The organism is Rhodoplanes sp. Z2-YC6860 (assembly GCF_001579845.1).
In the GTDB taxonomy this organism is placed as follows: domain Bacteria; phylum Pseudomonadota; class Alphaproteobacteria; order Rhizobiales; family Xanthobacteraceae; genus Z2-YC6860.
Window position 1 is genome coordinate 3,122,768 of the sequence record NZ_CP007440.1, and the last position, 7,929, is coordinate 3,130,696.

The following is a 7,929-nucleotide window of genomic DNA, read 5'->3' on the forward strand; positions in this document are numbered from 1 at the left end:
GGAGACGATGACCAAGCTCGAGATGATCGCCAACAGCATCGTCTCCGATATCGAACGGGGAGCGCTGCGCGAGGGTGACCAGCTCCCCTCCGAGGAGAAGCTCGCGGAGCAGCACGGGGTGAGCGTCGGCACCGTGCAAAAGGCACTGGAGCGGCTTTCCCAGTCCGGGATCATCTCGCGCCAACACGGACGCGGCACGTTCGTCAGCGGCAGCCGGATGGCGCCGGCCGATCTCCGCTATGTGCGGTTTCAGGATGCCGAAGGCCGTGACCTGACGTCGTATGTGCATGTGAGATCGGTCCGGCAGATTAAGCAGAAGGGCGCCTGGTCCGATTTTCTTGGTGGTGATGCTTTCGTCAGGGTGGAGCGTACGGTGGGCTTCGGCTCTCGCCTCGAACTCTACAGTGAGTTCTGGCTGAGAGAAGAAGAGTTCGTTCGACTTCACGGCGTCTCTCACCGCTCGTTCGAAAAGAGCGTCCGAACACTCCTCGACAAGCAGCTATCGCTGCCGACGCTCCGGGTCGACCAATGGGTCTGCTTTGCGCCATTGACCGCCAGCGCGGCTCGCGTGCTGGGACTGGAAGCTGGACAGCCAGGGTTTGTGATGGAGATGCGCGGTTACACATTGCGCGATCGGCCGTTGTCCTACCAGCGTCTCTCTTCCGGACCGTTTTCCGAACGGTTCGTGATCGTGCGTTAGCCGGCGGCCAAAGCAGACCATGAGCACGCTTTATACGCCGCCACCGAGAATGCCCGAGGCCGGCGGAATGCTCGAAAAGCAATGCCGTGCCGTGTGATAGGGCACGGTGAACCGGACGGTCAACAAGTGCAACCAGTGTGCTTTAAGTGCAGCGAGGGCAATGTTTTTCCACGACGGGGACTTTGGCAATTCGGGGCTTTTCCGCATGGGTCCGGCGCCTCTGCTTGACCCCTACGGTGCGTTGGTCAACTCTTCCGGCGGCTGCGGTGCGCGGCCGGGGGGTAGATGGCGCAGTTCGATCACGACGCTGGGCTTTGGAGTCGGCTGAAAGGCCGGCTGCGTGTCCTATGCGGAAGCGATCGGGCCAGGGAGGCTGACGAAGGTCAGCGGCAGAGCAGGTTTCAGATCGAGCCCCTCGAGCCCCGCATTCTTCTTTCCGGTGATCCCGTCGCGAGTGAACTCGCTCGCCTTGTCGACGACGCCACGCATGCCACGTTTCTCGATGATCACGCTGCCGTCGTCGAGCAGGTGACGACGGACGTCGTCGCCGATGCTGGACACGCGGACCACAGTTCTCAGGGTGCCGTTGCTTCCGACTCCCAAGCGGGGGACGCCCGTGGCGTCGAATGGCCTTCCGATTGGACGAACCCAAACACCAACCCGACCGCCGCACCGAGCACGGCAACGAGTGCGGTGCATGCTCACAACGTCGACCTGCGGATGGCTGTCGCAGATCTCGTCGCTGCCTTCGCAGCGCAGAGCCAGACAAACCCTGCGGGACAAATTCACTTCATCGCAGTTGTCGTAGACCAGGGTCCGCCGACCGCGACAGGACCGCCGGGCTCGATCGCGATCGAGCACGCTGTTACCGACTCCTCCAATGAACCGAGCACGGAGACTTCGAGCCAATCGAGTTTGACGACGCAGACGACGTCTGCGGCAAAACAGGACGGCGGTGTTTCGACGAACGCCGACGTGCAGGTTGATCACGTCCAGACGTTGCTCAAGTCCGTGTTGGACGGAGTGCGCGCCGCGTTTGCCTCGGGTTCCGATGGCGCGGCCTCGCAAGCCTCTATTGCCGGTCTCGAAATCCGGATGGCGAAGCTTCAGCCCGGCGAGGTGGCCCGCATTGATGGAAACGTCATCCTGGTTGACGATGACGCCGCGGGTGCCGGCTGGTCGCTGGACGGTGTTGCTGCGCCTGATCTCGCGAGCCTCGCGGCCTCGGCCAACGTTGCCAGCCAGTCGGTGGATGCGGGCACATCGGGTGGTCCTGTTCCTCCGGGCGCCGCCCTCGATGTCGGGCCGTCGGCGTCTGCCAGCGGCGCTGCCGCCGCACCTGCCAGCGCCAACGTGGTCGCCGCGCCGGTCGCATCATCCGCGGCGAGTTCGCTGACCGTGGCAATGGTGGCCGACCCGTTACCGGCCCCGACGCCAGTGGCCAGCTCTGACGATGCTCCGACCCAACACGAGACGGTTATCGCTCCGGTCGTGAACGAGGACGTCACCGCAGCGCCTAGCGCTATGCCGGCCGACGCTTCTGCTGCTGCAACGCAGCAGGTTGATCCCTCCGTCTCGGTTACCCCGCCGGCTGAGGATAACGCCGTCAGCCCGGGGGCGACGGACACCGTTGCGGGACTGATCCTTGCCGTCGCGATATCGAGCCCGATCTTCGACGGGCGACAGCAGGAGCTCGGGCAGGGGACTCAGGCGAGTTCCTCGGGCGAGACCGGCGGGTCTGAAGCAGACTCGTCCGCCACGGCTGGAACCTCCAGCACGGCGACCGTGCAGGGTAACGGTCTCGATGAGACATCTACCTCTGTCTCCGGGGTGGCCAGTATCGGTGAGGGAGAGACCGCAAGCGCGTCAGTTGCAGCAGATGCAATGACGGCCGCCGCCTCGGTCATGTCAGTGCCGCTTTCGGGGGACCAGGTTGGATTGAGCCTGGACTCCCAGGTGGAGATGGCGCGTGGCCCGCCTGACACGTCCGTTTCCGCTCGTGGCCCGCCTGCTGCCGATTACCTTCTTGCCGACCCAACCGCGCCTTTCGCCTCCACTCCCGCAACCACCCTCTCCGCCGCAGATCTTCAGAGCCTCGCTAATGTCGCGCTTACAATCTGGTCCGACGCTTTAGCCGCCAAAGGCCTCACCCTTCCCGCCGGCACCCCGACTTTCCAGATCTCCGACCTTGCTGATGGCGTCCTCGGCGCAACCGACGGCTCTGTCATCAGCATAGACATCGATGCGGCCGGCCATGGCTGGTTCGTCGATCCGACCCCGCTCGACGCCTCGGAGTTCCCACTCGTCCTCGGCACCGATCGCCTTGGCGCCGCTCCGGGCACGGCGGCCGCCGGCTCGATGGACCTGTTGACTGTCCTGCTCCACGAGATCGGGCATTGGCTCGGATACGAACACGACGCCGGGTTCGCGGTGATGGCGCCGGAGCTCGGGACAGGCCAGCGGGTGATGCTCGACCTCGGCGACGCGCTGCCTCCGGCTGGCGCGAACGCCCCGAGCCTGGCTGCCGACGCCAATACCGGACCCGTGTCCGGTACGCTGACCGAATCCCCATCCCCGCCACCCGCGGTTCAAACCTTTACCTTGGCCGCCGAGAGTACCGACACGTCCGCAATCACGTTCCGGATATTCGATGACAACCACAACGGGACCCCGGACTTCCAGGTGACCGGAGCAATCACCGGCAACGGGATCTACGACGATATCGACACGCTGATCGGCTCGGCGAACCTCCATGACAAGGTCATCGTCGACATCGACTCCGCCACGGTTTGGAATCTCACCGGCCTCAATTCCGGTACGGTGACCACGGAAGGGTTCAGCGCGATCACCTTCAGCGGTATCGAAAACGTCGTCGGCGCGGCGACCGCAAAGGACACGTTCATCATTGATGAGAACGGCGGCGTCGCTGGGGATCTCGACGCTCGCGGCGGGATCGTAGCCGTTCAGCTCACGATGGGCCCGGTGACGGTCATCGGTGATGTCGCTGGGTTCACCTCCAGCCTCCAGACGGTAAACGTCGACACGGATGGCAACGGCACAGCCGACCTGCTGGGCGCAACACTGAAGACGTTCGCGTTGGATGCGACGAGCGTGGGCGTCACGGTGGATGGTGTTGCGAGCCTGACCTTGTCGGGCAAGCTCGCGCTGGCGAGCGTGACGGCGGCGGGTCAGACGACGGCACGTTACACGGCGCTGAAGATGGGCGACGTGTCGGTGAGCGCGTCGACCGGCAACGCCTCGGACTTCGGCCTGAGCGGGACGCTGACGATCAGCTCGCTGGACTACAACAGCGCTGCGTCGGGCTTTGCGCGGCTGGACTGGGCGAAGGCGTTCGACCTGGACGGTGACGGCAACGCCGACGTGCTGGATCCGGGCGCGTTGCTGCCGACACCGGCGGACCTGTCGCTCGGGTTTGCGTCGAGCCTGCAATATGTGTTGAGCGGCAGCATTACGAACCTGGTGGTGACGGCCGGTCCGGTGACGATCAGCGGGTCGGCTGAGTTTGCGCTGAGCCGTTCCACGGTGGACGTGGACACCGACGGCAACGGCACGGCCGATCTCATTGGTGCGACGCTGGATGAGCTGGCGCTGTCGGTCGCGAGCGGCACGACCGTCACGGTGAGCGGTGTGGCGAGCCTGACGCTGTCCGGCAACCTGGCGCTGGCACGGGTGACGGCGGCGGGTCAGACGACGGCACGCTACACGGCGCTGAAGATGGGCGACGTGTCGGTGAGCACGTCGACCGGCAACGCTTCGGACTTCGGCCTGAGCGGGACGCTGACGATCAGCTCGCTGGACTACAACAGCGCCGCGGCGGGCTTTGAGCGGCTGGACTGGGCCAAGGCCTTCGACCTTGACGGTGACGGCAACGCCGACGTGCTGGATCCGGGTGCGCTGCTGCCGACGCCGGCGGACCTGTCGATCGGCTTTGCGTCGAGCCTGCAGTATGTGCTGAGCGGCAGCATTACGAACCTGGTGGTGACGGCCGGTCCGGTGACGATCGGCGGTAATGCGGAGTTTGCGCTGAGCCGCTCCACCGTGGATGTGGACACCGACGGCAACGGCACGGCCGATCTGATTGGTGCGACGCTGGACGAGCTGGCGCTGTCGGTCGCGAGCGGCACGACCGTCACGGTGAGCGGCGTTGCGACGCTGACGCTGTCCGGCAACCTGGCGCTGGCACGGGTGACGGCGGCGGGGCAGACGACGGCGCGTTATACGGCGCTGAAGATGGGCGACGTGACGGTGAGCGCGTCGACCGGCAATGCCTCGGACTTCGGCCTGAGCGGGACGCTGACGATCAGCTCGCTGGACTACAACAGCGCCGCGGCAGGCTTTGAGCGGCTGGACTGGGCGAAGGCGTTCGACCTCGACGGTGATGGCAACCCGGACGTGCTGGATCCGGGCGCGTTGCTGCCGACGCCGGCGGACCTGTCGATCGGCTTTGCGTCGAGCCTGCAGTATGTGCTGAGCGGCAGCATTACGAACCTGGTGGTGACGGCCGGTCCGGTGACGATCAGCGGGTCGGCTGAGTTTGCGCTGAGCCGTTCCACGGTGGATGTGGACACCGACGGCAACGGCACGGCCGATCTGATCGGTGCGACGCTGGACGAACTGGCGCTGTCGGTTGCGAGCGGCACGACCGTGACGGTGAGCGGTGTTGCGAGCCTGACGCTGTCCCGGGAAACCTGGCGCTGGCGCGGGTCACGGCGGCGGGTCAGACGTCGGCGCGCTACACGGCGCTGAAGATGGGCGACGTGTCGGTGAGCGCGTCGACCGGCAACGCTTCTGACTTCGGCCTGAGCGGGACGCTGACGATCAGCTCGCTGGACTACAACAGCGCCGCGGCGGGCTTTGCGCGGCTGGACTGGGCCAAGGCCTTCGACCTGGACGGTGACGGCAACCCGGACGTGCTGGATCCGGGTGCGCTGCTGCCGACGCCGGCGGATCTGTCGATCGGCTTTGCGTCGAGCCTGCAATATGTGCTGAGCGGCAGCATTACGAACCTGGTGGTGACGGCCGGTCCGGTGACGATCAGCGGGTCGGCTGAGTTTGCGCTGAGCCGTTCCACGGTGGACGTGGACACCGACGGCAACGGCATGGCCGATCTCATTGGTGCGACGCTGGATGAGCTGGCGCTGTCGGTGCAGGCCGGCACGACCGTCACGGTGAGCGGTGTGGCGAGCCTGACGCTGTCCGGGAACCTGGCGCTGGCGCGGGTGACGGCGGCGGGGCAGACGACGGCGCGCTACACGGCGCTGAAGATGGGCGACGTGTCGGTGAGTGCGTCGACCGGCAACGCTTCTGACTTCGGCCTGAGCGGGACGCTGACGATCAGCTCGCTGGACTACAACAGCGCCGCGGCGGGCTTTGCGCGGCTGGACTGGGCCAAGGCCTTCGACCTGGACGGTGACGGCAACCCGGACGTGCTGGATCCGGGTGCGCTGCTGCCGACGCCGGCAGACCTGTCGATCGGGTTTGCGTCGAGCCTGCAATATGCGCTGACCGGCACGGTGACCGGCACCGGCGACTACACCTACGACCCGGACTTCGACCCGAGCACCAACAATGACGTCACGATCCACAACGTGATCCTGACGATTGGTGACGTGCGCATCGCGGGCACGGCGGAGTTTGCGCTGGAGAAGCGCACGGTGAGCGTGGACGAGAACGGCATCGTGGTGGACGGTGCGAGCCTGCTGACGGTTGCGCTGACGGTGTCGGAGCTGGGCGTGCACGTCGAGGACGTGGCGCACCTGAACGTGTCGGGGCATCTGGCGCTGGTGAGCGTGACGGAAGCCGGCCAGACGACGGCACGCTACACGGCGTTCAAGATGGGCGACGTGACGGTGAGCGGCGATGTCAACCTGGGCATCGACGGGCTCACCGCCGAGATCGCGGTGAAGTCGCTGGACATGAACAGCGCGGCAACGGGCGTTGCGCGGCTGGACTGGGCGCACGCATTCGACCTGGATGACGACGGCCAGTACGACGATGTGCTCAATCCGGGCGCGCTTCTGCCGACGCCGGCGGACCTGGAGATCGACTTCGGCTCGAGCCTGGAGTTCCGGCTGACGGGCTCGTTCAGCGGCACGGGCGACTACACTTACGACCCGGACTTCGACCCGAGCACCAACAACGACGTCACGATCAACAACGTGATCCTGACGATTGGCGATGTGCGCATCGCGGGCACGGCGGAGTTTGCGCTGGAGAGGCGCAGCGTTGTCGCCGACGTGGACGGAGCCGGCAACGGGCAACTGCTCAACAACGGTGTCCTCATCACGCTTGCCCTGACCGCCGCCGGGTTGGGTGTGCACGTGGAGGATCTGGCGCACATCACCGTCTCGGGCAAACTGGCGCTGGCGACGTTGAAGAGCGCCACGCCCGCGAGCGATGGCCGCAGCTGGACGGCACTGAAGATGGGTAACGTCGTGATCACCGGCGACGTCAATCTGGACCTCGATGGCGTGACGGCGCAGATCACCGTCGATGCGCTGGACCTGAACCTGTCGAGCAATTCGCTGACGCCGGGCATGCCGCCGGCGCGGTTGGACTGGACGCACGCCTTCGACCTGGATGGCGACGGCCAGTATGACGATGTGCTCAATCCGGGCGCGAATCTGCCGACGCCGGCAGATCTGGCGATCGACTTCCTGCCGAGCACGTACATTCATCTCGTCGGCGGCGCCTCGCTGGCCGTCGGCGACAACCTGATTGCGGTGATCCCGCGAGGCGGGCTGGACCTCCAGATATCGCTCGCCGACGTGGTCACAGGGAACCCGCTCATCAAGGGCCTCGGCTCGACGGATGGCACGATCAGTGACGCCAAGATCCTCACGTTCAAGATCACCGGCGCGCACCTGTTCGTCGGTGCAGGCGGTGAGCTTTCCGATGACTACTCGACCATCATCGCGGACGGAGCCGTGGGCTTCCTGATCGATGGCGCGTCGTTCACGATGGTCTCGGTTTCGAAGAACACGACCTCGTTCACCGCGATGAGCATCGGGCTCAACAATGTCGCGCTGCTCGGGATCGACGGTTTCACGCTCGGCGTCAGCAACGCCACCTTCAAGCTCAACAAGACGAGCGTCGCGGGTGGCCCCAGGATCGACTGGTCGGACGCGACAACCACACCTTCGACGCCGGAGAATCTCCTGCCGGCGCTCGACATCGATAGCGGCCTGGATGTCGAGGTGGCTGGAACG

General features: G+C 65.6%; 5 protein-coding genes and 1 pseudogene. 3 read left to right on the plus strand and 3 right to left on the minus strand.

The window, feature by feature from the left end; translation table 11 throughout:
• The first annotated feature begins 7 nt into the window (after positions 1-7).
• From RHPLAN_RS14530 to RHPLAN_RS14540, 3 genes and pseudogenes are all read left to right on the plus strand, one after another.
• A complete protein-coding gene (locus tag RHPLAN_RS14530; protein ID WP_068031201.1) occupies positions 8-700 on the plus strand; it encodes a GntR family transcriptional regulator in 693 nt (230 codons plus the stop codon).
• A 285-nt stretch (positions 701-985) separates the two neighbouring features.
• A pseudogene (locus RHPLAN_RS41030) lies at positions 986-1,129 on the plus strand (hypothetical protein); the annotation flags it as partial.
• Positions 1,130-1,393: 264 nt separating this feature from the next.
• On the plus strand, positions 1,394-5,467 hold the full coding sequence (locus tag RHPLAN_RS14540) for a beta strand repeat-containing protein (RefSeq protein ID WP_237180142.1): 4,074 nt from the start codon (positions 1,394-1,396) through the stop codon (positions 5,465-5,467).
• Positions 5,468-5,552: 85 nt separating this feature from the next.
• Here the strand turns inward: RHPLAN_RS14540 and RHPLAN_RS40360 are convergent, their stop codons facing one another.
• From RHPLAN_RS40360 to RHPLAN_RS40370, 3 genes are all read right to left on the minus strand, one after another.
• Positions 5,553-5,822, minus strand: a complete 270-nt coding sequence (locus tag RHPLAN_RS40360) for a hypothetical protein (protein ID WP_157100263.1) — start codon at positions 5,820-5,822, stop codon at positions 5,553-5,555.
• A 1,005-nt stretch (positions 5,823-6,827) separates the two neighbouring features.
• Positions 6,828-7,394, minus strand: a complete 567-nt coding sequence (locus RHPLAN_RS40365) for a hypothetical protein (RefSeq protein ID WP_157100264.1) — start codon at positions 7,392-7,394, stop codon at positions 6,828-6,830.
• Positions 7,395-7,619: 225 nt separating this feature from the next.
• Entirely contained in the window at positions 7,620-7,895 is a 276-nt protein-coding gene (locus tag RHPLAN_RS40370; RefSeq protein ID WP_157100265.1) for a hypothetical protein, read from the minus strand.
• Positions 7,896-7,929: the final 34 nt, after the last annotated feature.